The sequence below is a fragment of the Margalitia sp. FSL K6-0131 genome, from assembly GCF_038008735.1.
GTDB classification, from domain to species: Bacteria; Bacillota; Bacilli; order Bacillales; family Bacillaceae_C; genus Margalitia; species Margalitia shackletonii.
Genome location: NZ_JBBOZS010000001.1, coordinates 2924407 through 2948325 on the forward strand (window position 1 = coordinate 2924407; position 23919 = coordinate 2948325).

The window sequence follows — 23919 nt, forward strand, 5'->3', positions numbered from 1 at the left end:
AGGTTTTTTATTTGATCTCGCTTATATTAATTTCATGGCAGTGTATGTGTTTTGTCACTGAAACTGATATTTCCCATTGATTTATACAGTCAACTCAATAAGATTTCCTTCTGGATCCTCAATAACACTCTCATAATATCCATCGCCAGTAACTCGAGGACCGCTAATAAGGCGATAACCATCATTCTTTAATCTTGCGGTCATTTGATTAACGGACTCCCTGCTTCCTAAAGAAATTGCAATATGAGCCCAGCCTATCATATCATCCAATTTTTTCTTATCAATTCCCGATTTACGCATAATCTCTAATCGTGTTCCAGAATCAAATGCAAGAAAATATGATTCAAATTTCTTTTCTGCATTATGATACTTATTGTTTGATTTACCATTAAAATACGTTTCATAAAACTCTCTCATCACTTCTAAATCATTGACCCAAATAGCTACATGTTCAATTTTCATCTCGATTTCACCCCATGTGATATTCAAATTAGTGGAAAAGTACCAAATAATAAACTTTCATCTTATAGAAAGTCTAACCTTTGTCCCTTAATGATAAATATTTATGTACAACGGCTTGAGAGAGACAAGTTGATGAATCAACAAAGGAAACATCGCTGGATTTTTTATCTGTTACAACATTTAAATCTGTACATGCAATGATTGCGGTATCAATCGTTTCAGCTAATTCTGAGTATAATTCATCCCATAATTGAAAGGACTCATTGATTTGACCTTGTTTAATCTTTACTATTATTTGATTCACATAGGTTTGCCAACTATCTTGATGTAAAAAATCATAACCTTCTCTTACTAGGGCATCTTGAAATATTCCAGACTGTACCGTTGGATTGGTAGCTAGAAGGGCCACTTTTTTTGAGTTTTTTGGTATGTTCTTTATTGTTTCATCAATCATGTTTAATACGGGAACGGAAACAGAATTTATTATTTGATTAAAGTAGATATGTGCCGTATTACATGGTATCGCAATAAAATCAACACCTGTATTTTGAAGTTTCTGAGCACCATTAATAATTGCCAATTCCATTTCATTATGATTGATTGGTTTATCCATGTAGAAAGGTGTTGGGCATGAATAGATCATCATGTGTGGAAAATCAATGTCGTTTACTGCTCCATAAATCTTTTGGCACTGGTCTACGACTTTATCTACAAATGGTCCAGTAGATTTCGGTCCCATTCCTGCTAATATTCCAATCATAGTTTTTCCTCCCTAAAATAATGTGTTCCTATCAATTATTTTTCATAGCCTTATTATACATTTATATTTTAAATCCTTGTTCCAATATCCTGTCCTTTTAGCTAAAGAAGAAAAAGCCACCAAATTGGCGGCTGAATCTTTGCCTCTTTTACCCTATAATTTAAGTACATTTCTACATAATTATCTTTCATTTTACTCTATATTTTAGAAAAGTGTTAAATTTATGAGAAGCCATTTTAACTTCCATTCATTCGTCTTTAGAAGAATGCAAAACAAACATCAAGATAGATTGCCAGGATAGACTTGACCGCAAACAGGTAAACGGCACCTAATCTTTGTCCAATATATTCCTCCACTAACTCATCGGGAATCATTTTTGGCTTTGCTATTGTTACCGTTTTTGCCTTTTTTTACCTTGGTTTCGGGCACAATACTTGGATTATTATTGTTACCGTTTTTGCCTTCTCACCTTGGTTTCGGGCACAATACTTGGACTATTGTTACCGTTTTTGCCTGCTTACCTTGATTTCGGGCACAATACTTGGACTATTGTTACCGTTTTTGCCTTTTTATCTTGTTTCGGGCACAATACTTGTAAAGATGGATTGTAGCTTTATATTTTTTTATTCATCACTGTGACATTTTCCGCTGCAACAATTACTATTGATGATTTATCCGTTTGTACTAAGCGCCAACAAGCGTTTTAGGTTGTCATCAATGAATTTATTATCGACACTGTTGATTCCACGACCTGCAAAATGGCCCCAGATCGATTTGATAGGATTAAAAACAGCATTAGGTATAAGCTTAGCCTCGTATTTGTTTTCTTCCGCCGTACAGAATAGATCCGTGCTCCCAGGCATGACACAGGCAAGTGCTTTAATGCTTTTAAGTGCCTTATCGAAATCACCATTATAGACGGGGTTTGCACTAATATCTGCAAATTGCCCTGTCCATAACATGGCCAAAACATCGTGCGGATCCATCTTCATAAAGCTATCTTCCCAGACACCGGCCACAAAATCTTCCAATGAAGCATATCCCATATCACGATAAAGTTCCTCTCTGTAATATGCCTGTGATAAGCCCCATCCCGCATAGACACGGCCAACAGCGCGCATGTCTGCGGAAGTCAATTGGTTTAGTTTACTTGAATTAAAGCCAACTGCAGCCATGAGCGCAGCTTTCATTCCGTCCAGGACCACATACGTTTGCGGCCAAGTCTTTGCACCTCCGCAAAAAGGTGCAATTCGTTCCACCATGTCGGGGTAACTTGCCCCCCATTGGAATGATTGAATGCCACCCATTGACCATCCAACTACGAGAGCGATTTTTTGAATGCCGAATTTTTCGGTCACCAGCCGATGTTGTAATTTAACATTGTCATAGATGGTTACCTGAGGAAAATTAGCCCGGTCGAATGGGGGCGGCGTGTTACTAGGAGACGAAGATAATCCGTTTCCCAGCAGATTTGGAACGATAATGAAATATTCTCGCGGATCTAATGCCATACCGTTTCCAATCAACCATTCATTCTGTACATGTTGGTCGCCAAAAGCAGTTGGATAGACAATCACGTTATCTTTCTTTTCATTCAATTTCCCATAAGTCTTATAAGCAAGAAAAGCACTCGGTAACGTCACTCCTGATTGCAAGGTAACGTCACCCAAATCAAAAATTTCATAATCCATAGTATTGTCGCTCCCTTCTAAATGAAACACAAACATCTAGAATGTATTTCTTGTTGTTAGTATAAACCTGTGGTAATCTCAAAAAAAGTGAATAAAATTCAAAGGAGTTTTCAAAAATATTGAAAGTACAATGGAGGTAGTATGATGGAATTGCGCCAACTGATTACGTTCCGCATGGTTGCATCAACTTTAAATTTCAGTCGGGCAGCGGAAGTTTTGAATTACGTTCCCTCCAACGTCACGATGCAAATAAAAGCATTGGAGGAAGAGCTTGGAGTTCGTCTCTTTGACCGTTTGGGCAAGCAACTCGTTCTCACCACTGCGGGTGAACGCTTTTTAACACATATCCAAAGTGTCCTTGAGAAATTGGATGAAGCTCGCAGTGTTGTGCATGACAATGAAAATCTAAGCGGCACCTTAACGATAAGTGCTAATGAGGTTCTCTGCGCCTACCGGCTTCCAGCTGTCTTCCAGCTTTTTCGTTCGCGCTATCCGGGAGTTCGTCTCATCTTCCGCTCTGTTCCAAATCAAGAACTCAAGCAAACACTCTTTGAGGGAACCGCGGATGTTGTCTTTATGCTGGACGAAACCATACTCTCAACAGGACTTACAGTGGAACCGCTACAAGAAGAAACTTTCCGACTATTCGTTGCTCCAGACCATCCTCTCGCAAAACCAACGGCCCTGCATCTGGAGGATTTTCACGGAGAAGTGTTCCTGGTCAATGAAAAAGGTTGTACCTATCGAACTATGTTTGACCGAACATTTGAAAAAAGAGGCATTGATGATATTACTTATTTAGAGTTTCAAAATGCCGAAGCCATAAAACAATGTGCAATTGCGAGAATCGGTATTGCCTTTCTTCCGGAAATAACAGTGGAAGCTGAAGTTGAACGGGGTGAACTTGTTGCTCTACCATGGCAACTTCCGGACTTGCACGTATATACACATATGGCATGGCATAAAGACAAGTGGCTTTCACCAATCATATCATCTTTCATAGAAACGGCGAGAGAAGTTATAGAAGTGAATAAAACCGTTTAGCCAATTCATAGATATTTTCCCAACTACTGTGGTTATCTAAATAAGCACTTACTATCAGACGTTTTAATATTCACAAAAATAGTAAGGCATCTTGGTTTGATAATTAAGATGCCTTACTTATGCGCCTCCTATAAATAATGAGGTATTTTTGCAGTTTTATTTAATAGAAGATTCTAACAGCCATTTACTAAGGTCCGGGGATTCCAGATTCCAAGTTCGCCATTTTATTTTCACAGAAAAAAGCAGCTGGTTTCTAAAATCTTGCCCCATATAGTTGAAACTAATTGGATGCATTCTATAAACAACTTTATTTTTTCTTGTAATAATAGAGGTGATCTATAATTTTTCACGGTTCATTTACCCAAATGGATCGTTTATTGTATCTACTTTTAGCGCGTCTGTTAATTAAAGGAGCAAAAAGGCTACAGAAAAACCTTGTTTAGAATCTTCCGTTACCTTTTTATTTACTTTATACATACAGTGTGTATAATTTTATTCAATTGTTAGTTTACGGATTCGAGTCAATTCTTTATGAACCAAACGGTGACTTGGGTTAAGGTTTCCTGCTGCATCTTTTCCAAAAACTCCAATTAAAACATCATTTATATCTCGACTAGGACTGATTTTAATTTGGACCTCAAATTCAAAAGCATTTGAAACATCGGAAACATGGAATCCTGAGGAATTTGGTGAGATTGTTAAAGTGGCTGTGTCTATTAATGTTTTAGTTCCATCTAAACGAAAAACTTCAATCTTAGCGGTAATTGTCGTATGTTTATGGTTATTTAAAACTTTGGTATAGACTGTGGTTGATGACTTTGCTGCTGAAGCATCTATTTGGTTTTCAAGTGGCCCAGTAGAATAAACTAATGACATATTTAAATCCACCTCCTTTCTATTTTCTAGTGATATGATATGCTGAGTCCTGTCATTTCTATTGGATAAGTATAATAGTCAACTATATCTTTTATAATGGGAATTTTGTTTTTACTAATAATGATTGTTCATTTACCTGCCAGTTTTGACTAATTTTTATTACCTCGGGAACAAAAAGTCCTTTCTTCTTTGGCCATTCATATAAATTCTGACGATATTCATAAATTTTCTTATTCAGGGCTATTCCTTTTCTAAAGATCACTTAATCATAGCTCCTTTGTAGATTTGTAAAAAAAGTTTTTGCTCAACGGCATGTCTCCTCTTTAACATCATAGTCGGAAAAAACTCATTAATATGCTGGATTTCTTTAAAAAGTAAAAAAAGGAAATAAATCGTGATAAGCCGTTCCCATTATCATCTTTTGGAGCGACTATTTTACAAAAGTAAATGCTTTCACAAAGTTAAAAAACATAGGGAAGAAATTATTGTGAGTGTTCTCATCGGTTCTGCAGTGTGCTATCTTCTCTTCATTTCTGATTGCGTTATGGATGCAACTCAGCTCTTCTTTAATTAACAGCCTGGTACCTCGATCTATTCAAGCTCCGTATTTGTCTAGTATTCATAAGATATATTCGGGAAAATATGTTCACAAGAAAGGTGGAAAATAGGATGAGAAATGTTAATTATCCTTTCGGTGTTTATGGCAAAGAATTCAGAGGAAATGCTGCTCCATATGGGCCGTTCGGCTTTTACGGTCCCGGTCGTTTTGGTGGTGTTGGAGGCGGTCTTGGCTTGGCTTTCGGCGGTTTAGGAGCTGTTGCTGGCTTAGCCGGAGCTGCATATGGTTTACGCGGCCTTGGATTGGCGTTAGGAGCAAGGCCTCCTTTCTTCTTTTAAAAAAGGCTTTGTTAAATTTTATTATGGTTTTTCAGGCAAATAACATGGGAACGTCTGATTTCGACGTTCCTGTTCTTATTCCGTTAATGAAATATTTATAATCTTACCAGTGTACTTGAAGTTTATTGCCATTAGGGTTATAAAAGTGGCAAAAGGCATGACGATCATTAATGTTTAGTAAATTTAGATAATTCTAGACTTTTAAAGCCAATTCTGACAAGTGAAATTTAAAATAAGCGGATATTTTTCGGTTAAACTGCAGAATAGAGCTCGGTTCGGGGTATATAAGCGGAGTTTTTCCGATTAAACAAAGCAAATTTACCCATTTTCCCGTTTTTCGAGTCAATAGTCGGAATCCTTCCGTCTATTTAAACTATTTTCAGTGCTATTTCCTCATTAAGAGAAATTTCTCCGCTTATTTATCAAACTCGCTTTAACTTTACAGATGCTTTGGCGAAAAAAATTAAAAAAGGCTTAGAGATATTTGCATTTCTAAGCCTTTTAATTCAATATACTGTGATTGGTGATGTGAAATTTATGTGATTAGTTTTGTGATTTACCGTTTTGCACCTCACAAGTGAACCCGTGAATTAATCCCAAATTATTATTTTTTCAACACGTAGTAACACAAATCCGATTCAATCTCACTTCTAAATAAATCAATGGCTGTCCAGCCTTTATGAAAATAATGTGAGAATACTTCTCGAGTGCCATTTCTCCACGATAAAGCAAGCTCGGGATCATTTTTTTTCATGCTTTGAAAGTCACTTGGCACTGGGATAAACAGGTAATCGTCTGCAGCATCCTTCTTCAAATCTATTTCCGCAGGAACCAAATTCCCATTGGAATCACGGTCCGGCTTTATTAACATATTCCCTACCTTATACTGAGCTGGTCTTGCAGGATTCTCTTCCTTTATCCACCATTCAACCGTAAATCGATCAGAAGGCATCCCTTGATTTAAATTATCCTGCATTTCTCCATAGCAATTTTCTACATAAATAGAACACCTTGCACCAAGCTTGTGCAGATTTAAATAGCCATTAACGGTTTCTAATGGATCATATGTCCAGGTAATTAAGTCATACCCCTTCTTCAATGCTTCCTCTTTTTGCACGAGTTTTAACTTTTCGCCAATGCCTAACTTTTGATACTCGGGATGAATTCCTAATGTATGGGAACATAAATAGACCTTTTTCCCATCATATCCTGGAAAACTATATTGAAATCCAATCAACACATCTTCTAAAAAAGCTCCTAACGCCATGCCGCCATTCTTTATTGCCGTAATGGTTTGACTGCTTGGTATTGATTCGGACTCACTCCAAATGATGGATTCCAATCTTCTTAATTCTTCAAGCTCATCAATTGTTTCGAGTGTACGAATAACAATATTATTCATCATCTATCATACTTCCTTTTTTAAAAAAATTTGATAGCTCTTCTTTCTTAAAATCCATAACCTTCAATGTGACAACCTTTGTTTTTTTAATAAATTTATAACCAAACCAAATGACTAAAAAGATTGGAATCCCAACATAGAAACGAGCAAACCATACCAGTCGTGTTATCCCCCAAAACGCTTTATAATCTTGACCGACTACGGCTATTATACATAAAGCTAATGTCAATATGGGACCAAAAGGGAACCATTTTGCTTTATTAGGTTAGAAATGCGAGCATCCCTATAACCGTAGTCACGTAAAGTGCATTAATAGGTATTCCGCGTACATTCACTTTTGTTAAAAATTTCGGTGCATTTCCTTTCTTCGCCATCGTCCATAAAAGCCTGCTTCCGGCATATATTTGAGAATTTGCCGTCGAAAGGACAGCCGTTAAAACAACAGCATTCATCACGGATGCTGCAAAAGCTAGTCCTGCTCGTTCAAAAACGAGCGTAAACGGACTTTCTGAAACATTATCCGATTTAATAGTCTTGGATCATGGACTGTTACTGGTCCATCCCCTATTTCACCGACTACTCCTGTATGATCAGGAAAAGTTGTGACAAGACAGCCGTTTTCTTTTAAAATATTGGCTATATAACTAGTAGTGTTAACCTCTTTCCAGCTGACTTCCGGATTTTGATGTAGATAATTAAAGATATCAAAAATTTTTCGACTTAATTTAGCTAGTGTTTTTTTCATTTGTATCCCTCTTTATACATTTCGACTACAGTTGTACGGTTTCTTTTTTAATCGTTAATTCTTGGAGTGTATCCTCGTTCACTTCAACACCTAGTCCAGGTTTTCCACTTAGGATAACATTCGGAATTCGATATTCCAGATTCCCAATATCTTTGCTAAACAGTAATGGCCCTGTTAATTCCGTACTTGTGATATTTTTTCTGGCCATTGCCGTATGATATCCGGCTGCAGACCCAATCGAGGATTCAACCATCGAGCCTACTTGGCAGCTGAGACCTGCATATTCTGCGATTTTTGCCATATGTAGAGCAGGATAAATACCTGCAGATTTCATTAGTTTAATATTGATTTTATCCGCTGCATTTTTCTTGATAATTTCCAATAGCTCAAAAGTATTATGAACGCTTTCATCTGCCATGATTGGAATGATGGTCTTCTTTCTTAACTCAGCAAGGCCGTTGATATCCCCCATTTTAATCGGCTGTTCCAGCCAGGAAATTCGCAGCGGTTCTAATAACGGAAGAGCTTGAGCTGCTGTGGAATAATTCTTCCAGCCTTGATTAACATCCACGCGAATCGGTACTTCATATCCAACAGCTTGTCGAACTGCTTTGATTCGTTCCAGATCTTTAAAAAGATCAAAGCCAACCTTTAGTTTTAAAGAGCTATAACCAAGTGCCAGCGCCTCTTTTGCCTTGTGCGCCATGATCTCTGGTTCCTCAATGCTTAACACCTTCGCGAATGTAAGCTCGTTGTGATATTTTCCGCCAATTAGCTCATATATCGGTTTATTTGTATATTTCCCCATCAGATCATAACAAGCGATATCAATCGCTGCCTTTGCAGAAGAATTAGCATGGATTCGGCTATCCATCATGTCGTGAATTTTTTCAATAGAAAAAGGACTTTCTCCCATAATAGCAGGCAATAATTGGTGTTTTAACACTTCAATCACGCTGAAAAAGGTTTCACCCGTAACATTTTCATCTGGGACTGCTTCTCCATAGCCCACCAATCCGTCATCCGTTTCCAGTTTCACGATAATGGATGGCATGAAATCATATGTAACATAAGAAATAATAAATGGTTCTTTTAATGGAAAATGAATTCCAACGATCTCTGCTTTCGTAATTTTCAATAGAATTCCCTCCGTATTAATTGTCGTTTGGTTGTCGCTAATAGGTTATTTTTATAATATACTGTCAATTCACGAAAATCAATCATTATACAAAATATTTTTTTAGTTTATCTGATATATTATAAAGTGCTCGTGGGCGCCCCAAATCATATGGCTGCTCCTCTCCCGTTACCATCAACAATTCTTTTTCTAGAAATCGTTTAATGATTCTCTCAGCCGAACGCCTGCTTACTTCAAAATAATCAGCTAATTCTTGCGCAGAAAAGGAACGAAATTGCTGGAGCCGAATAAAGTCAAGAAACCGATTCAGATTTTTCGCAGTCATTTTTAGACTTTCTGATAGGTTTTGAATTTCCTTATCTTCATTCTTTAAGGAAAATTGTTTTTCATTTTCAAACAATGGCCCAATAAGTTTTTTGTCTTCATCCAATAGAAATATTTGTGTCTTTTCTTTTGAATGTTTTTCTGAAAAAAATAATGCTTCGTTGGCATGGTTTTCTGCATCATTCATGGTATATCCGTAGCCAATCCCAATTTGTAGGCTGGAATTTATTTTGCCTTCAAGCTCCAGAACCTTTTGTAAGCTTTTTTCTTTCAAAACAGTCTCCAATGAACCCCGATTGGAATAAATCAAAAAAGGCTGATGCTGCTCTAATGACACCCTCGCATTTAATTGCTTTGCGATTTCATGCAAATATTGCAGTAGCTTAAGGCGAAATTCTTGCTCACCATGACTGGTAGGATAATTCATTACTTTGATGGAAATTACAGCAATTTGCGAATCCTTTGTTTTCTTTAATTTTGTTAGCGTAACCGCCCTCTCCAACGTTTCCTTTAACGATTGCTTAGTCTGTACCATATAGATAGATGGAATCGATAATTTCTGAAGCTCCTCATATACAGCGTGGATACTCGTTAAAGCAAACTGTGTTTTTCCCTGTTTATATAGATCCAAGTGAAACTGAATAAATTGAGAAATATCAAAGGATTGTGTTTGTTCTTCTAAATGAAATATCCAAGGGTAGTCCTTTACTGACATAGTCAGATCCGTAATATGTATTTCTTTTAACACATTCTCTAAAAATTCCTGTTTAGGTAAATCTATCGATATTTTTTCCAACGGGATCTTTTCGTGGAAGTAGATTGAAAATAATGATAAGGAAAGGACGAATTCATTAAAGGAAACATAAGTAGCCATTAATCGATATTCCTTCATTTTTTTCTGTCCAAAATAATAGGCAATTGCCCCAGAAAATAGTAAAAAATCAACCTCTTTGCCTGCCCTATCTAGTAAATGGTCAATTTCCCATGGAGACTCATAGGAATAGTTGATAAACGAAATTTCCGGATATAAAGCATAATATTCAGAAATGGCATCTATAAATAAGTTTGAACCTAATACTCCAATTGCAACCATCTTTGACAACTCCTACAATAACTCTTTTTTAAAGTATACCATGGTCATGAGGAATAGTAGTTAATTTCTTACAAGCACTGTTTTGCACATAAAAAGAACGAGAAGATGTAGAAAATCCCTCTCGCTTTCAACAGATGATTTTTAAAATTCCTGAAAAAAAGATTTTTAGCCAGGCACAGGATATTGTTTCAGCTTGGATAAACAATAAGCGATTTTATGTGCGAAATGAATGGGTGATTCTACCGATTGAAGATGAATGTACATGATTACTGGATGGGTAAACAGCCAATGATTATGAAGGGCACTTATAATGAGTCCTTGCTGAACTGCTGCATGTGTAAACGCAGGAATTTCTTCTTCAAATATCGCCACTTCTGCAATATTGAGTGCATTCCCATATTGATCCAGTGATTCGAACGTGGCATCTACTCCAAGAACGGCCGTGCTTTTCTTTCCCTGAATGGTTATGTCAAATGGACGCTTAAAATTTACAGAACATACTCCATGATCTACTTTGCTTTTACCTTGTAAAATATGTGCAAACTGTTCACAAACCGAATCAAAGTTCCCTACTCTCATTTTGTTTCCCCCTCCCCTTTGATACATATGCATGTAACATGATTGCTATGAAACATAAGGAGATAAACCTTAATATCGTCAACTCGCTTTAGGGGACAATGAATCCGTTATTTTTGCAAAAAGGCGCCAAATTAAGGGTTAAGCGGACACTAGGTACGTTATTTGTGATAATCTACAGTAAAAACACTGATTTTCTGCAAGATAACGGAACCTGTGTCCGCTAACATAAGGAAATCACCCTTTTTGTCACAAATAACGGACCTGTTGTCCGCCGATTTAGAGCTTTTAACAAACTAAGTTATTTTTTCCGATGAACGAGTGTAATTTTATAAACAAATGCTAATTCTGATTGTTTGATAGCATCTGGAAATTTCCCTTTTTCATCTTCAAATCCTCCATGTATTTCATTTTTTGAGGTACCCATCCAAGCAGCTAAATAGACAGATGTGTCCTTAATCAATTTGATTTTTTTATTTAATACATTTCCATACGAGCTCGCAGTTATATTATTTTTTGATTCCGTTGTACTTGATATCCCATTAGTTAAACCCATGAATAGTATTAGTTTCTTTTCTTCCTGTAATGTCTGAATTCCGAATGATAGAATATCATCTTGAAACGTTAAAATTGGTTCATTAGTGCTACTCGTTGATTCGTCCGTTTTTTTACCATTTACGTATTTGTCGAGTTCTATTTTTAAATCTTCGTTTTTCTTTAGATGACCATTTAACTTGAAATATCGGATAAAGTTCACACCTGTTTTGTTGATTAGGACTTTCTCTTTTTTATTTAATTCAAGTGGTTCAATGGTTAGTCCTGAAGTTTTCTGATCATCTTCTTTTTGTTGTGAGCATGATGCCAACAGGAGTACTGCCAAAACAAGAATGATGTATTTTCTATAACATTTCAAATTAGTTTCCCCCTATTTTCTATCTATTATATCATAATTATCCAATATATACCTTTATTTTTATAAATTTCCTTATGCAACGCAAAACAAAAGCGAAAGTAACTTATTGTCACTTCCGCTTTTGGTGAATCTCTTAAGATAACACCTGTAAACCTAACAGTTCAAACCGTTGATTTTTAAATTTCGAATCCTCTAGTCATTTGATCATTCACACTAACCAAAGTAACGGTAATATAAGGTTTTCGCCACCTCAATTTCCTTTGTACCGTGGATAAGTGCTCTTCCATCTTTGAACATTACAAGTCTATGATTACCTACTATAAAAGAAACTAGATAAGGGTTCCGTTCCACTTTTCCATCTAGTTTAGATAATGTTTGCGCTAACTTTTCTAAATCAAGTTCAACCGGTGATGGCGGCCGAATTTGAACAGAATCCCGACCGCACAAGAGAGCTGTCTTGGTTTGGTTGCGATAATCTAAGTAGGGATAGATGGGTTTCTGCCCGCATGAAGGACAATTTGCTTTTTTTAACTTATCTACAGAAATTGATGTATGTTGGTTAGACCACAAATCAAAGGAGACAAGCTTTTTTCTTAGTGATTCATAATCTTCCACAAGAATTTTTAATCCTTCTGATACTTGATATGCTACAACCATTTGTACAGTAGGGCTGATGATCCCTGCTGTATCACAGGTCAGACCCCCAATTGGCACTGAATCAAGTAAACAGTTTAAACAAGGGGTCTTACCTGGAATGATTGTATAACTAATTCCATAACTGCCTACACACGCTCCATAAATCCATGGTTTCTGATATTTTTGTGAGATGTCATTTAGTATCATTCGGGTGTCAAAATTATCGGTCGCATCCACAATTAGGTCAACATCTTTGACAAAAGCTTCGATTTCACTGGCTGAAGCATCCTGTACAAATGCTTGAATTTCCACATCTGTATTTATTTGATTTAACCGCCGTTTGGCAGCAACAGCCTTAGGAATACGTTGTTTGGCATCCTCTTCCTCGTATAATTGCTGCCTTTGAAGATTACTCCATTCGACGTAATCACGGTCCACGATCGTAAGCTTGCCAATACCTGCCCGAACGAAACTTTCTGCACTTCCTGTTCCAAGGGCTCCTGCACCAATGATTAAAACATGTTTTTTCCTTATTTTTTCCTGTCCTTCTGACCCTATTGAAGAAAATAATTCTTGTCTTGAATAACGATTACTCACCCTATACTCATTCCTTCGGTTGGACTGCTTGCAGTTGCGTAGCGTTTTTTTGCTATTCTACCAGCTTCATAGCCTAGTCGTCCTGCTTGGATTGCGAGTTTCATTGCTTCTGCCATTTTTACTGGATCTGCTGCTCCTGATACTGCCGTATTCAAAAGCACACCATCCGCTCCAAGTTCCATTGCAATCGCGGCATCGGATGGTGTTCCAATCCCCGCATCTACAATTACTGGAACAGTTGCTTGCTCGATAATAAAACTTAAATTCAGTGGGTTGATAATTCCTTGTCCAGAGCCAATTGGAGATGCACCGGGCATGATTGCGTGCACACCTAATTCTTGCAATCTTTTCGCAAGCAGCACATCATCTGACGTATATGGTAAAACGATAAAGCCTTCCTTCAATAGTTCTTCAGACGCTTTGTAAGTCTCAAAAGGATCAGGTAACAATGTCTTCTGACAGCCGATCACTTCAACCTTAACCATGTCACATAAGCCGGAAGCCTTTGCAAGTTTTGCAATACGGACTGCTTCCTTGGCTGTTGTAGCACCTGCTGTGTTTGGGAGCAATTTATATCGGGTTAAATCTAGTTTTTCTAAAAAATTCGGTTGGCTTGCCTCAAAAATATTCATTCTTCTAACTGCAAATGTAAGAATTTCCGATTCTGATACTTCTACCGCTTCTTTCTGCACATCAAAATTTGGGTACTTTCCGGTTCCTAATAATAATCTTGATTGAAATTCATATGGTCCGATTTTTAACATTTCATCCGCCTCCTACAAAATGTACAATTTCTATTTTGTCACCATCGGAAATGGGTATTTCAGAATGATGGCTTTTTTCTAAAATCTCTCGATTCAACTCTACGATTACAACCTTTGAATCGAGTTGAAAATATTGTAAAACATCTGAAACCACCTTCACGGTTTCAGGGACATCAATAAAATCCCCATTAATTTGAAGCTTCATAGATTCACCTCGTTTACACTGTTTTAAATACCCTATCGATACTAAATGCTGATAGATCAACCTGAACTGTTTTTTCTTCCAGCATATCCGCTACTAATTCACCCGTGATGGCAGATAATAATATACCATTTCGAAAATGTCCGGTAGCAATCCATAAATGTTTCCACTCTGGGTGCTCACCAAGATAAGGAAGACCATCTAGCGACTGCGGACGAATCCCTGCCCATGCTCTTTCCCATTCACCAGCCATAATAACAGGAACAAGTTTTTTTGCTTTTTCTATCAGGAAGTGAATTCCCTCTAAAGTGACGCTTTGATCAAATGTATCTGGTGTCGATGTTGCACCAACAAGCGTACGTCCGCCTTTCTTCGGTACGAGATAACAATCATGTGAAAATATGGTTGCCGTTAAAAGTGGGCGTGGGGAAATAATAGAAAAGCATTCGCCTTTCACCGGATAAGATTTAAGGATAAGTCCTGATTCTTGAAGCAGCCGATCACTCCATGCGCCCCCCGCAACAATGACATGATTTCCATAAATTTTTCCGGTTCCTGTTACAACCCCGGTTATTTTTCCTTTCCTATGAATAAAGGAATGTACCTCTGTAAATTCTCTTATTTCTGCCCCATAGCTTGCTGCTGATTTAGCAAAAGCATGGCTTAGTTGGAAAGGTGAAAGCTGGCCATCATTTGGAATGTACATTCCTCCAAGTAAATTAGGTGATAAAGCAGGTTCTTTTTCACATAATTGTTTTCCTGTCATCCATTCCACCGTTTCCCCTGCTTGCTGCTTTGCCTCCATCATTTTTTGAAACTCCTGTACCTCTGCTTGTGAACTGGCAATCTTGACTAATCCCTTCTGCACCAATTCAATATCAATCCCTGACCTTTCCTTTAATTCCACAGCTAGATTAGGAAACATCGAACGGCTCTTTTTGGCCAATTGAAAGAGTGGGCCATCCTTTTCAAGCTCTGCTTGGGCAGCAAGCATTCCCGCCGCCGCACTTGATGCTTTGCTAGCTAAACGGTCCTTTTCTAATAGAATTACCTTTAAGCCACGTTTCGCAAGGTTATAGGAAATTGCACTGCCATTAACACCGCCACCTACAACGATGGCATCATAACATTCACTCATTTTGCTTTACCTCTTTCCCTTAACCCAAGTTGAAATGAATATTCTTTTACTGCTTGAAGGGGATTGTCCGCCAACATGACCCCAGACATTACAGCAACCCCTTGTACCCCTGTTTTTAACACCTTTTTCACGTGCTTAAAATCAATACCGCCAATAGAAATCACAGGAATAGTCACTTTCGTAGTTACTTCTCTTAATTTTTCCAAACCGCGTGGTTCTACATCAGGCTTGGATTGCGTGGAAAAAATATGTCCAAACAACACATAATCTGCACCGAACTTTTCAGCATACAACGCCTCATTTAGGGAATGAACGGAACAGCCCAACCTTAAACTTGGAAACACCCCTTTTACCGCAGAAATGTCCAAGCTATGATAAGCAAGTTGTACACCCTTTACCCGCGCGACCATTGCTACATCTATACGGTCATTGATTATTATTTTTTCTAACGGAACGCCGTTAGCGTTTAATTGATTCACTATTTCAATAAGCTCCCTGGCCGATTTCTTTTTTTCCCTAATATGAAAAGCATCGATATAAGGATGAATTTCACCTACGATTTGAACCATTTCAGAAACAGACTGCATTCCTGTTGAAATAATATGTAGCTCGGGCCTCAATTTACATCCACCAACCTCAATATTTGATAAATCTCGTACTCTATTTCATATTTAATAAGAGTGCAATCTTTTTCCTATTCCAAATCAGCTATCAATAAACTGTTGACCTTTTGCTTAATCGGCCAATCTTCCATCCGATAAGCCATTTCCCAAAAGGAGTATTCGTATTGACTGCTTATGATAAAATGTTGTGTCATTCGTTCTAAATCCGAATCCGTTACTTGCTTGGCAATCTCGTCAATACGCTGGATTTGCTCCATCACTTTTTCATGAAACCACTCACCGCCATATGCCGCAATCCATTCTTGGTAAATTGGTTCCTCTGGTGTATTTCCCTTTAATCGCTGCCCAATTTCATCATAAAGCCAATAGCACGGCAATAAGGCAGCAATTATATCACCGATATGACCTGCAAATGCCGCACGGTACAGATGAGATGTATAAGCATAAGCTGTCGGTGCAGGCTTAAATTCCTCTCTTTCAGCTTCTGTGATCCCCAATTGTTTAGAAAAATGAGCATGTAGTTTAAGCTCGGCTTCAGCCGTCCCTTGTGCGTGGACCGCCATACGTGCCGTTGTATGTAAATCTGGTGCCTTAGCTGCCCCATAAGCTTGCACCCTTGCAAAATGAGAAAGATAATACGAATCCTGTAACACATAATATCGAAAACTTTCCAATGATAGGCTTCCATCTGCAATTCCCGTCACAAAAGGATGATGAAAACTAGCTTCCCAAATGGTATCCACTTCTTGTCGTAACTGTTCTGAAAAATTCATACGATCTCCTCCAAAAAATCATTTTGTTGTGCATCCATAGATCTTTTCAAAGTGCAACAAAAAACCACTTTCTCAACGCTCAAGAAAGTGGTTTTATATGGAAATTAAAATACACAAAAAATTTCCTTGTTCCACTTCCCTACGCTGGTATAAACCAGATCAGGTTCTAAGAGTCTCAAAGTCACACTTTAATCTCAGCCATTTAAATGGCACCCCTAGTGGTTAAAAAAATATTAAGTTTTCCAACAATATTTCGCTATTATCATAGCATGATTTAAATATATGTCAAGAAGATATATTGTCTAGTAATGTCTTATTTCCTTTCAACTATCTTACTTATTTAAAATGATATTTAAGTATTTTTAGATCTTCACGGATCCAACTTTTAACCACTTCATACATGATAAATACTTATCATCAAACTAACACTGGTGATCCATCAAACTTCGGCAGCCATTCCCCATGCGCTTCGATTAAATCATCACATAACGAAACGATATCATCCAACGATAATTCAGCTGATGTATGTGGATCCAGCATAGCTGCTTGATAAATGTGTTCCCGCTTTCCAGTAATGGCTGCCTCTATGGTGAGCAGTTGAGTATTGATATTTGTTCGGTTAAGTGCTGCTAATTGCTCTGGGAGATCCCCTACATAGGTAGGAGTGATGCCGCTGCGATCTGCAATACATGGAACTTCTACACATGCTTTTTCAGGTAGGTTGCTAATAAGTCTTCCTGTATTGAGCACATTTCCGCCAAATTTAAATGGAATATCTGTTTCAATTGCTTCGATAATTCTTGAGCCGTATTCTTTTGTACGAGTATGGTCTAATGACTTGTTATTTACTAAATCCTCTCTCATTCTTTCCCAATTTTCTATTTGGTTCACACATCTGCGCGGATATTCATCAAGTGGAATATTGTACTTGTCTATCAGCTCTGGATACCTTGATTTTATAAAATATGGATGGTATTCAGCATTGTGTTCGGATGATTCCGTTACATAGTAGCCAAACTTATCCATCAATTCGAATCGGACCATATCATGGTGCTTTGTTTTTTGTTTTTCTTTCGCTCTTTTCTTTATTTCAGGATATAGATCTTTCCCATCCTTTTTTACTTCTAACAACCATGCCATATGGTTAATGCCAGCAATCTTTTCCTGTACTCCTTTTGGATCCATCCCTAATGAACGAAATAACTCTTTTGTACAAACTTGGACACTATGACATAATCCAACCGTTTTGATATTTGTAAAACGATTCATAACCCCAGTTAAAACCGCCATTGGATTCGTGTAATTGAGGAATAATGCATTAGGACACACTTCTTCCATATCCTTTGCAAAATCAAGCATTACCGGAATGGTGCGCAGATTACGGAAGATTCCGCCTATTCCGACCGTATCTGCAATCGTTTGTCTTAAACCATATTTTTTCGGAATCTCAAAATCAATAACCGTACTTGGTTTGTATCCGCCTACTTGAATGGCATTGATGACGTATTTTGCATCCCTAAGTGCCTCTTTCCGATCATGATACGCTTTGATTTGAATGTTTTTGTTTAGGTTTTCTTTTAAATTAGTCAGCATTTTTTCTGAATCGCTTAAACGCTGTTCATCAATATCAAACAACGCAAATTCAAAGCCTTCTAAAGCTGGAACTAACATACAATCTCCCAGGACATTCTTTGCAAATACAGTACTTCCCGCTCCTAAAAACGTAATTTTAGACATTATTCTCTCCTTATTTAACAGAATTTTTTCTATTAAACTATTCCACTCTTAAGCTGATTTTTCCTTCCTTTGCAGAAGCACAGCTCCAATCACTATAATCCCTTTAAACGCCTCTCTTAAAAACGGCGGCACTCCAAATAAATTCAATAAATTATTCATTACCGCAATAATTAACATCCCATAGATGGTACCGATAATAAATCCTCTTCCGCCCATCAGGCTTGTTCCACCTACTACCGCTGCAGCAATAGCATCCATTTCTGCTCCTCTTCCAGCGTTTGCAAAGTCCATGGAACCTATCCTAGTCACTTGAAGAATAGCCGCAATGGAAACAAGAATCCCCATTAATGCATATACTCGTACCTTAATTTTATCTACATTTACTCCGGATAGCTTTGCCGATTTTTCATTGGAACCGACCGCAATGACTTGTCTCCCGAAAACGGTTCGCTTAGAGACATAATAAAGGATATATGCAATGATAGCCCAATATAGAATCGGCATAATCAAATATCCTCCAATGCTGAGATTGGAAACTTGTAAGAAATCCATCGGCACTGTCGGGTTGTAACCTTGCATGAATTGTTGGGTAACGCTCCTAAAGATCATCATCGCGCCTAAAGTAATAATAAATGGAGGAGTTTTCCCTTTAGTAATGGTGACTCCTATCAAAGAACCTAACAAATAGCCGAAAACTAATACCAGTAAAACCGCAATAAGATATGCAGGAATTCCCGTAATTCCTATTTGCGCCAAAAGTCCTTTCGATCCTGTATCCAAAAGGATCATTGCAAATGCTCCAGTAGCTACTAATGTAGATCCCACCGATAAATCAATCCCTGCGGTCATAATAACAAACGTCATCCCTAATGCAATGATTCCTATCCCTGCGTTATTTCTCAGGATATTAATCCAGTTATTGATCCAGGACTGAAACCAGCTGCCGAATGAATCATAATTAAATCCCAGTACCAATGTCTGCAGAATCACCATAATAATGAGCGCAATGGCCGTACTAAATAGTGGAGACTCCTTCCATTTATGACGAAACCATCGAAAAAAATTTTTATTCATCTCCAACATCCCCTCCCTTACTTCGTCAACTGGCCACCAGTAGCAAGACTCATGATATGTTGCTCTGTCATTGTTTCTCCGGATACTTCCCCTTGAATCACTCCATGGTACATAACAAGCGCCCGGTCACAGACGCGGATGATTTCTTGTCCTTCACTGGAAAGCACAATGATGGCAATGTTTTCTTCAGCAAGTTTTAAGATAATATTGTAAATATCTTCTTTCGCTCCGACATCCACACCTTGAGTAGGGTTGTCTAAGATCAGCAGCTTCGGCTTTGCCATCAGCCATTTGGATAAAACCACTTTTTGTTGATTTCCTCCTGAAAGGCTGTTAATGCTGTCCGTTTCCTTTCCCATCTTGATTCGCAAAGCGTTTCTTTGTTGCTCAAATTCTGCTATATGTTTTTTTGTATCAATCATTCCGCGCTTTGAAAATATTGGCCAAGTCACGATAGAAGCATTTTCTAGAATATTCATATCTTTGATAATACCGTTTTCTTTTCTGTTTCTCGGCAGATACGCAATTCCTTCTTTGATTGCATGGGCAGTGCTTTTTATTTTTACCTCTATACCATTTAAGAAAATTTTGCCTGATGAAGGTTTATCTACGCCAAAGATTGTTTGAAATAGTTCACTTCTTCCGTCCCCTAAGAGTCCTGTCACCCCAAGGACTTCACCCGCTTTAATTGAAAAATGAATATCGCGATAGTCTCGGTTGTTGGTAAGTCCCTCTACTCGTAAAACTTCCTTTCCCAGTTTTTTCTCCTTTAAAAGGGAACCTGTCCTAACCTCATATCCCACCATGTGCCGTGCCAAATCATTTGTTGTCACTTCATTGATGTTTCCCTCTGCAACAAGCCCGCCATCTCTTAGTACCGTGAATCTATCACAAACACTCATTACTTCATTCAGTTTATGGGAGATAAAAATAATCCCAACATTCTTATCCTTTAGCGTTTTCATCATTGAAAAGACTCGTTCAATTTCTTGGTCGGTTAAAGAGGTAGTAGGTTCATCCATTATAATAATAGATGCATTCATCATCATTGCCCTGCATATTTCTACGATTTGTTTATAGGAAGCATCTAGGTCAGACACAAATGTTTTCGGATCTAGCTGGACATTCATTTGTTTAAATACTTCTTTTGTTTCATTCATCATTCTTTCTAAGTCCAGTCTTCCTCTTTTTGTTTTTAGTTCTCTGCCAAGAAACATATTTTCATAAATTGGTAAATCATTGATGAGGTTCAACTCTTGATGGATAAAGGCAATTCCAGCCTCCTGTGATTGTGCAGGAGTGGCAAACTTTACCTGTTTGCCATCTAGACTTATGCTTCCTGAATCCATTTGGTGAACGCCGCCAAGTATGTTCATCAATGTAGATTTTCCCGCTCCATTTTCCCCAAGCAGCGCACAAATTTCTCCGCCTTTCAGAGTGAACGATACATCTTTTAATACTGCATTGCTTCCAAAGGACTTTCTAATATTTTTCATTTCTACGAACATGGCATCCACCCCTTTGTAAAAAGAGGTTATAGCTATGCCATAACCCCTCATTTGTTTATCTTTCTATAGAAACATAGATTAATATGGAGATTTATCGTCTAAGTATTTTTCATAATTAGATTTGTCAACAATTGTAGTAGGAATGATGGTCTCTTTTGGTACATCTTCTCCGTTTAACAGTTTCAACGCAATATCCACCGCATCTTTTACCATTGCCGGACTATATAGTGCTGACTCGATCCAAATGTCATTGTTATCCGGCATCATTTTAAAATATTCTTGCATTCCACCGCCACCTGTGACGACTTTAATATCGGTTCTCCCTGCTTCCTTAATTGCTTGCAGTACACCGATGGAGGTTTCATCATCCATGGAGTAAACAGCATCAATCTTTTTATTTTTCGTTAGGATATCCGAAAAGTCTTTTAGCCCGTCTTCGCGTGTAAATTTCGTAGCATAAGAGAGAATCTTCACATCAGGTGCAATCTCTTTCATCGTATCAACAAAACCTTGTTTTCTTAATTCGGAAACAGACCCGGATGACGGTACCTCCAGCATGACTACCGTTCCTGTTTTTCCGATTTTATCGACAACATACTTAGCTCCTTGAATACCCATATCCTTGTTGTCCCCTGCTACTCGGTAGACACCATCAACATTGATTTTGATATCAAAGTTAATGATTTTAATTCCTGCATCCAATGCCTGCTTTATCGGTACCTCCATGCCTTCCCATTGCGGAAATGCTACAATCGCTTCTGCTCCCCATGTTTTTAAATCATCAAGTTGGGAAGTCATTTCTTCTGCATTATTACTAGTCTCAATTTTGTACTCTATCTGTTTTCCTAATTCCTTTGCCCGCAACTCTGCATTATAGGCAACTGCAGCCACCCAGCCATGTGTAACAGCCGGTGCCAGAATCCCAATCTTATGTTTTTTTGTTCCTGATCTTCCGTCATTTCCATTGTTGCCCGATGATTTTTCACCGCCGCAAGCAGTAAGAAGAGGCACCATTATTAAAAAGACAAGCACCATCAACGATAAAGTCTTCTTCACTAGACTTTCCCCCTTAAAATTTACAAACTATTAAAAAGTAATTCTATTGACCTTTCTAGTGCAATTTTTTTGTTTACGGGCACGTTCCCTCTTTGATCCTATAAAGAATAATTACTACATTTTATGAAACCAATTTTTTTCTTATACCGAAACTTCCAGATAACTTATCCACCTATGATTTTCTCTATCACCTTTAGTGATGCGAGTGCCTCTTGGCCAGTAATAGGAGGCTCTTTATCATAAAGGATCGATTCTATAAAAGCATCAATCACACCAGTACTTGTTTGGTTATCATTAGTTTGAATAGATTCTATTTCGTATTTGATTACGTCCCCATCCTTCGTTTCAATCAAAAGCGGGTAATCTGGATGATGATAGATTTTGATAATCCCTTTTTGACAATAGATGATGGTGGAGTTATCCTCGGCACCGTAATATGTCCATGAGAAGGAAGCCGTTCCAATACGGCCGCTTTTTGTTTTTAAAGCACAAACTACATTGTCACAAACCTTAATACGATCTCCATTTTCGTCAACTTTATCCAAAGCACCATGGAATGACTTCACTTCTTCTACTACATCATCTAATAAATAGTGAATGAGATCGATTTTATGAATTCCCAGATCTCCGGCAACACCTAAGGAAGATCGTTCTTTTTTAAAAAACCAAGTTGCATTCGACTTCTCCGTGCCCCAGCTTTCCGGTCCTTTATGTCCAAATGTCGTCTTAAAAGTTAACACTTCACCCAATTCCTTTTTTTCGATGATTTCCTTAGCCTTATGATGCGCCTTCGTAAATCGTTGATTATGATCTACCATTAATATCTTTCCAGACTGCTTTTGCGCTTTGAGGATTATTTCAGCATACTCAACATTAATAGCCAAAGGCTTTTCACATAGAACATGCTTCCCATTTAGCAAAGCATTCGAAGTATAAATATGATGTGCATCATTGGAGGAACAATCACTAATTGCCACTATCTTTGGATCCTTATAAAGTTCTTCTACCTTTTCAACTGCACTGCCATCAAACATGTTTGCCAATTCCCTTGCTCTTTCCGGATTACGGTCGAAGAAGACAATCTCATCGACATGCGGGTTTACTTTATACTCTGGTGCATGACGAAGTCTTGCGATGGAACCGCATCCAATAATACCAACTTTAATACCCAATAGACATACCCCCCTCTTAACCCATTTATATGGTTCCTTGGATTATTCATGGAACAACGTGAAGCAGAGTAGTGTATATGAATATCCATTTTTTAGAATAAGATATTCCTACTTTTTTATGGTCTTTTGTACCCATTTCTACGTTGGCAAATATTTAAATAGAACTAATCAGTCAAAAAAGTATTGGAGGATTAATCATCTTCCAAAAACTAGTAAAGATCTTGCACCGAAATATTAAATTATTAGAGAGCTTACTGGTAAAAATCAACTATATATTTCGCAGTATTAATTTCCTTGTGAATGTTTGATTGTAGATGAAAATAACTAGATATAAAAAGTGAGGAATAATGTTGAAGAATCATAGTGTGGGGTATTTCACTGGGAACTTCGTTGCTATTATTCTAATAAAAACATAAAAGCGATGAATGTAATTTAACCCGCCCCGCAAATCCAAAACAGTAATAAAATTCGACTTTTGACACACAGAAAAAAGCATTTGTTTGACTCGTTCATTAAATGTTGCTTTTTTCTCCATCCCTCCCTTTGCTTCTCCCAATTCCGGGCAAGTCAATCATATGCATAGTGAACTTTTCATCCAATGCGCTTGCTATAGGCATTCCGAAATTTCCTGCCCATCCTGTGCCAGGTAAAAAAATGATGGTTTCTTTTCCTTTTCCGAAAATTTCAACATAATGTTTCATTACTAACTCCTCCGCTT

The 23919-nt window shown here is 37.7% G+C and carries 27 protein-coding genes and 1 riboswitch; of the genes, 2 read left to right on the forward strand and 25 right to left on the reverse strand.

Annotated elements, in window-relative coordinates:
• Nucleotides 1-81 precede the first annotated feature (81 nt).
• From NSQ59_RS14285 to NSQ59_RS14295, 3 genes are all read right to left on the reverse strand, one after another.
• Nucleotides 82-462, reverse strand: a complete 381-nt coding sequence (locus NSQ59_RS14285) for a VOC family protein (RefSeq protein WP_055739974.1) — start codon at nucleotides 460-462, stop codon at nucleotides 82-84.
• Between the two features lie 73 nt (nucleotides 463-535).
• Nucleotides 536-1222 carry an aspartate/glutamate racemase family protein gene (locus NSQ59_RS14290; RefSeq protein WP_055739975.1) on the reverse strand — a complete coding sequence of 229 codons (687 nt, stop codon included), beginning with the start codon at nucleotides 1220-1222 and terminating at the stop codon, nucleotides 536-538.
• A gap of 671 nt (nucleotides 1223-1893) precedes the next feature.
• Nucleotides 1894-2913 (reverse strand): alpha/beta fold hydrolase, encoded by a 1020-nt coding sequence (locus NSQ59_RS14295; protein WP_340831924.1) that lies wholly within the window; start codon nucleotides 2911-2913, stop codon nucleotides 1894-1896.
• A 144-nt stretch (nucleotides 2914-3057) separates the two neighbouring features.
• Here NSQ59_RS14295 and NSQ59_RS14300 point away from each other — a divergent pair, with 144 nt between their 5' ends.
• On the forward strand, nucleotides 3058-3957 hold the full coding sequence (locus NSQ59_RS14300; RefSeq protein WP_340831926.1) for a LysR family transcriptional regulator: 900 nt from the start codon (nucleotides 3058-3060) through the stop codon (nucleotides 3955-3957).
• A 492-nt stretch (nucleotides 3958-4449) separates the two neighbouring features.
• On the opposite strand, the gene NSQ59_RS14305 is transcribed toward NSQ59_RS14300, so the two are convergent.
• Nucleotides 4450-4833 carry a hypothetical protein gene (locus NSQ59_RS14305; protein WP_055739978.1) on the reverse strand — a complete coding sequence of 128 codons (384 nt, stop codon included), beginning with the start codon at nucleotides 4831-4833 and terminating at the stop codon, nucleotides 4450-4452.
• 91 nt (nucleotides 4834-4924) lie between these two features.
• The gene (locus NSQ59_RS14310) at nucleotides 4925-5095 is read right to left on the reverse strand and encodes an aspartyl-phosphate phosphatase Spo0E family protein (RefSeq protein WP_126648886.1); all 171 of its coding nucleotides are present in this window, start codon (nucleotides 5093-5095) and stop codon (nucleotides 4925-4927) included.
• 407 nt (nucleotides 5096-5502) lie between these two features.
• On the opposite strand from NSQ59_RS14310, the gene NSQ59_RS14315 reads away from it, so the two are divergent.
• Complete coding sequence (locus tag NSQ59_RS14315; RefSeq protein WP_055739979.1) at nucleotides 5503-5730, forward strand: hypothetical protein; 228 nt, start codon at nucleotides 5503-5505, stop codon at nucleotides 5728-5730.
• A gap of 604 nt (nucleotides 5731-6334) precedes the next feature.
• On the opposite strand, the gene NSQ59_RS14320 is transcribed toward NSQ59_RS14315, so the two are convergent.
• The 20 genes from NSQ59_RS14320 to NSQ59_RS14415 form a co-directional block, all read right to left on the reverse strand.
• Entirely contained in the window at nucleotides 6335-7135 is an 801-nt protein-coding gene (locus tag NSQ59_RS14320) for a GNAT family N-acetyltransferase (protein WP_340831929.1), read from the reverse strand.
• Complete coding sequence (locus tag NSQ59_RS14325; RefSeq protein WP_340831931.1) at nucleotides 7125-7361, reverse strand: hypothetical protein; 237 nt, start codon at nucleotides 7359-7361, stop codon at nucleotides 7125-7127. Before NSQ59_RS14325 ends, NSQ59_RS14320 begins: the two co-directional genes overlap by 11 nt.
• Before the next feature lie 31 nt (nucleotides 7362-7392).
• The gene (locus NSQ59_RS14330) at nucleotides 7393-7662 is read right to left on the reverse strand and encodes an amino acid permease (RefSeq protein WP_340833172.1); all 270 of its coding nucleotides are present in this window, start codon (nucleotides 7660-7662) and stop codon (nucleotides 7393-7395) included.
• Entirely contained in the window at nucleotides 7602-7877 is a 276-nt protein-coding gene (locus NSQ59_RS14335; protein WP_126648887.1) for a hypothetical protein, read from the reverse strand. The genes NSQ59_RS14330 and NSQ59_RS14335 overlap by 61 nt, the downstream gene beginning before the upstream one ends.
• Nucleotides 7878-7902: 25 nt before the next feature.
• Complete coding sequence (locus NSQ59_RS14340; protein ID WP_340831934.1) at nucleotides 7903-9015, reverse strand: mandelate racemase/muconate lactonizing enzyme family protein; 1113 nt, start codon at nucleotides 9013-9015, stop codon at nucleotides 7903-7905.
• 85 nt (nucleotides 9016-9100) lie between these two features.
• Nucleotides 9101-10432: a MarR family transcriptional regulator gene (locus tag NSQ59_RS14345; RefSeq protein ID WP_340831936.1), complete on the reverse strand. Its 1332-nt coding sequence runs from the start codon at nucleotides 10430-10432 to the stop codon at nucleotides 9101-9103.
• Between the two features lie 165 nt (nucleotides 10433-10597).
• A complete protein-coding gene (locus NSQ59_RS14350; protein WP_055739984.1) occupies nucleotides 10598-11011 on the reverse strand; it encodes a DUF1259 domain-containing protein in 414 nt (137 codons plus the stop codon).
• Nucleotides 11012-11309: 298 nt separating this feature from the next.
• A complete protein-coding gene (locus tag NSQ59_RS14355; protein ID WP_340831938.1) occupies nucleotides 11310-11921 on the reverse strand; it encodes a hypothetical protein in 612 nt (203 codons plus the stop codon).
• 213 nt (nucleotides 11922-12134) lie between these two features.
• Complete coding sequence (locus tag NSQ59_RS14360; protein ID WP_340831940.1) at nucleotides 12135-13154, reverse strand: thiazole biosynthesis adenylyltransferase ThiF; 1020 nt, start codon at nucleotides 13152-13154, stop codon at nucleotides 12135-12137.
• The gene (locus NSQ59_RS14365; RefSeq protein WP_126648893.1) at nucleotides 13151-13918 is read right to left on the reverse strand and encodes a thiazole synthase; all 768 of its coding nucleotides are present in this window, start codon (nucleotides 13916-13918) and stop codon (nucleotides 13151-13153) included. The genes NSQ59_RS14360 and NSQ59_RS14365 overlap by 4 nt, the downstream gene beginning before the upstream one ends.
• 1 nt (nucleotide 13919) lies before the next feature.
• Nucleotides 13920-14123 carry a sulfur carrier protein ThiS gene (thiS, locus tag NSQ59_RS14370; RefSeq protein WP_055739988.1) on the reverse strand — a complete coding sequence of 68 codons (204 nt, stop codon included), beginning with the start codon at nucleotides 14121-14123 and terminating at the stop codon, nucleotides 13920-13922.
• Nucleotides 14124-14136: 13 nt separating this feature from the next.
• A complete protein-coding gene (gene thiO, locus NSQ59_RS14375) occupies nucleotides 14137-15258 on the reverse strand; it encodes a glycine oxidase ThiO (RefSeq protein ID WP_340831942.1) in 1122 nt (373 codons plus the stop codon).
• On the reverse strand, nucleotides 15255-15878 hold the full coding sequence (tenI, locus tag NSQ59_RS14380; protein ID WP_340831944.1) for a thiazole tautomerase TenI: 624 nt from the start codon (nucleotides 15876-15878) through the stop codon (nucleotides 15255-15257). The genes thiO and tenI overlap by 4 nt, the downstream gene beginning before the upstream one ends.
• A 74-nt stretch (nucleotides 15879-15952) precedes the next feature.
• Complete coding sequence (gene tenA / locus NSQ59_RS14385; protein WP_340831946.1) at nucleotides 15953-16654, reverse strand: thiaminase II; 702 nt, start codon at nucleotides 16652-16654, stop codon at nucleotides 15953-15955.
• Nucleotides 16655-16773: 119 nt separating this feature from the next.
• Nucleotides 16774-16881: riboswitch (TPP riboswitch) on the reverse strand.
• A 190-nt stretch (nucleotides 16882-17071) separates the two neighbouring features.
• Nucleotides 17072-18391 (reverse strand): alpha-glucosidase/alpha-galactosidase, encoded by a 1320-nt coding sequence (locus NSQ59_RS14390; RefSeq protein ID WP_340831947.1) that lies wholly within the window; start codon nucleotides 18389-18391, stop codon nucleotides 17072-17074.
• A 48-nt stretch (nucleotides 18392-18439) separates the two neighbouring features.
• Nucleotides 18440-19465: an ABC transporter permease gene (locus tag NSQ59_RS14395; RefSeq protein WP_235950758.1), complete on the reverse strand. Its 1026-nt coding sequence runs from the start codon at nucleotides 19463-19465 to the stop codon at nucleotides 18440-18442.
• 17 nt (nucleotides 19466-19482) lie between these two features.
• Nucleotides 19483-20973 (reverse strand): sugar ABC transporter ATP-binding protein, encoded by a 1491-nt coding sequence (locus NSQ59_RS14400; RefSeq protein ID WP_340831950.1) that lies wholly within the window; start codon nucleotides 20971-20973, stop codon nucleotides 19483-19485.
• A 78-nt stretch (nucleotides 20974-21051) separates the two neighbouring features.
• Nucleotides 21052-22029, reverse strand: a complete 978-nt coding sequence (locus NSQ59_RS14405) for an ABC transporter substrate-binding protein (protein ID WP_340831952.1) — start codon at nucleotides 22027-22029, stop codon at nucleotides 21052-21054.
• A gap of 164 nt (nucleotides 22030-22193) precedes the next feature.
• The gene (locus tag NSQ59_RS14410; RefSeq protein WP_340831954.1) at nucleotides 22194-23201 is read right to left on the reverse strand and encodes a Gfo/Idh/MocA family protein; all 1008 of its coding nucleotides are present in this window, start codon (nucleotides 23199-23201) and stop codon (nucleotides 22194-22196) included.
• A gap of 512 nt (nucleotides 23202-23713) precedes the next feature.
• Nucleotides 23714-23902 carry an alpha/beta fold hydrolase gene (locus NSQ59_RS14415; protein ID WP_340831956.1) on the reverse strand — a complete coding sequence of 63 codons (189 nt, stop codon included), beginning with the start codon at nucleotides 23900-23902 and terminating at the stop codon, nucleotides 23714-23716.
• Between the last annotated feature and the right edge of the window lie 17 nt (nucleotides 23903-23919).

Coding starts and splice junctions, on each gene's coding strand:
- NSQ59_RS14400 (WP_340831950.1), bottom strand. CDS start 20,973: ATGTTCGTAGAAATGAAAAATATTAGAAAGTCCTTTGGAAGCAATGCA.
- NSQ59_RS14300 (WP_340831926.1), top strand. CDS start 3,058: ATGGAATTGCGCCAACTGATTACGTTCCGCATGGTTGCATCAACTTTA.
- NSQ59_RS14350 (WP_055739984.1), bottom strand. CDS start 11,011: ATGAGAGTAGGGAACTTTGATTCGGTTTGTGAACAGTTTGCACATATT.
- thiO (WP_340831942.1), bottom strand. CDS start 15,258: ATGAGTGAATGTTATGATGCCATCGTTGTAGGTGGCGGTGTTAATGGC.
- NSQ59_RS14305 (WP_055739978.1), bottom strand. CDS start 4,833: ATGTCATTAGTTTATTCTACTGGGCCACTTGAAAACCAAATAGATGCT.
- NSQ59_RS14365 (WP_126648893.1), bottom strand. CDS start 13,918: ATGTTAAAAATCGGACCATATGAATTTCAATCAAGATTATTATTAGGA.
- NSQ59_RS14415 (WP_340831956.1), bottom strand. CDS start 23,902: ATGAAACATTATGTTGAAATTTTCGGAAAAGGAAAAGAAACCATCATT.
- NSQ59_RS14315 (WP_055739979.1), top strand. CDS start 5,503: ATGAGAAATGTTAATTATCCTTTCGGTGTTTATGGCAAAGAATTCAGA.
- NSQ59_RS14395 (WP_235950758.1), bottom strand. CDS start 19,465: ATGAATAAAAATTTTTTTCGATGGTTTCGTCATAAATGGAAGGAGTCT.
- NSQ59_RS14390 (WP_340831947.1), bottom strand. CDS start 18,391: ATGTCTAAAATTACGTTTTTAGGAGCGGGAAGTACTGTATTTGCAAAG.
- NSQ59_RS14285 (WP_055739974.1), bottom strand. CDS start 462: ATGAAAATTGAACATGTAGCTATTTGGGTCAATGATTTAGAAGTGATG.
- thiS (WP_055739988.1), bottom strand. CDS start 14,123: ATGAAGCTTCAAATTAATGGGGATTTTATTGATGTCCCTGAAACCGTG.
- NSQ59_RS14335 (WP_126648887.1), bottom strand. CDS start 7,877: ATGAAAAAAACACTAGCTAAATTAAGTCGAAAAATTTTTGATATCTTT.
- NSQ59_RS14295 (WP_340831924.1), bottom strand. CDS start 2,913: ATGGATTATGAAATTTTTGATTTGGGTGACGTTACCTTGCAATCAGGA.
- NSQ59_RS14345 (WP_340831936.1), bottom strand. CDS start 10,432: ATGGTTGCAATTGGAGTATTAGGTTCAAACTTATTTATAGATGCCATT.
- NSQ59_RS14290 (WP_055739975.1), bottom strand. CDS start 1,222: ATGATTGGAATATTAGCAGGAATGGGACCGAAATCTACTGGACCATTT.
- tenA (WP_340831946.1), bottom strand. CDS start 16,654: ATGAATTTTTCAGAACAGTTACGACAAGAAGTGGATACCATTTGGGAA.
- NSQ59_RS14320 (WP_340831929.1), bottom strand. CDS start 7,135: ATGATGAATAATATTGTTATTCGTACACTCGAAACAATTGATGAGCTT.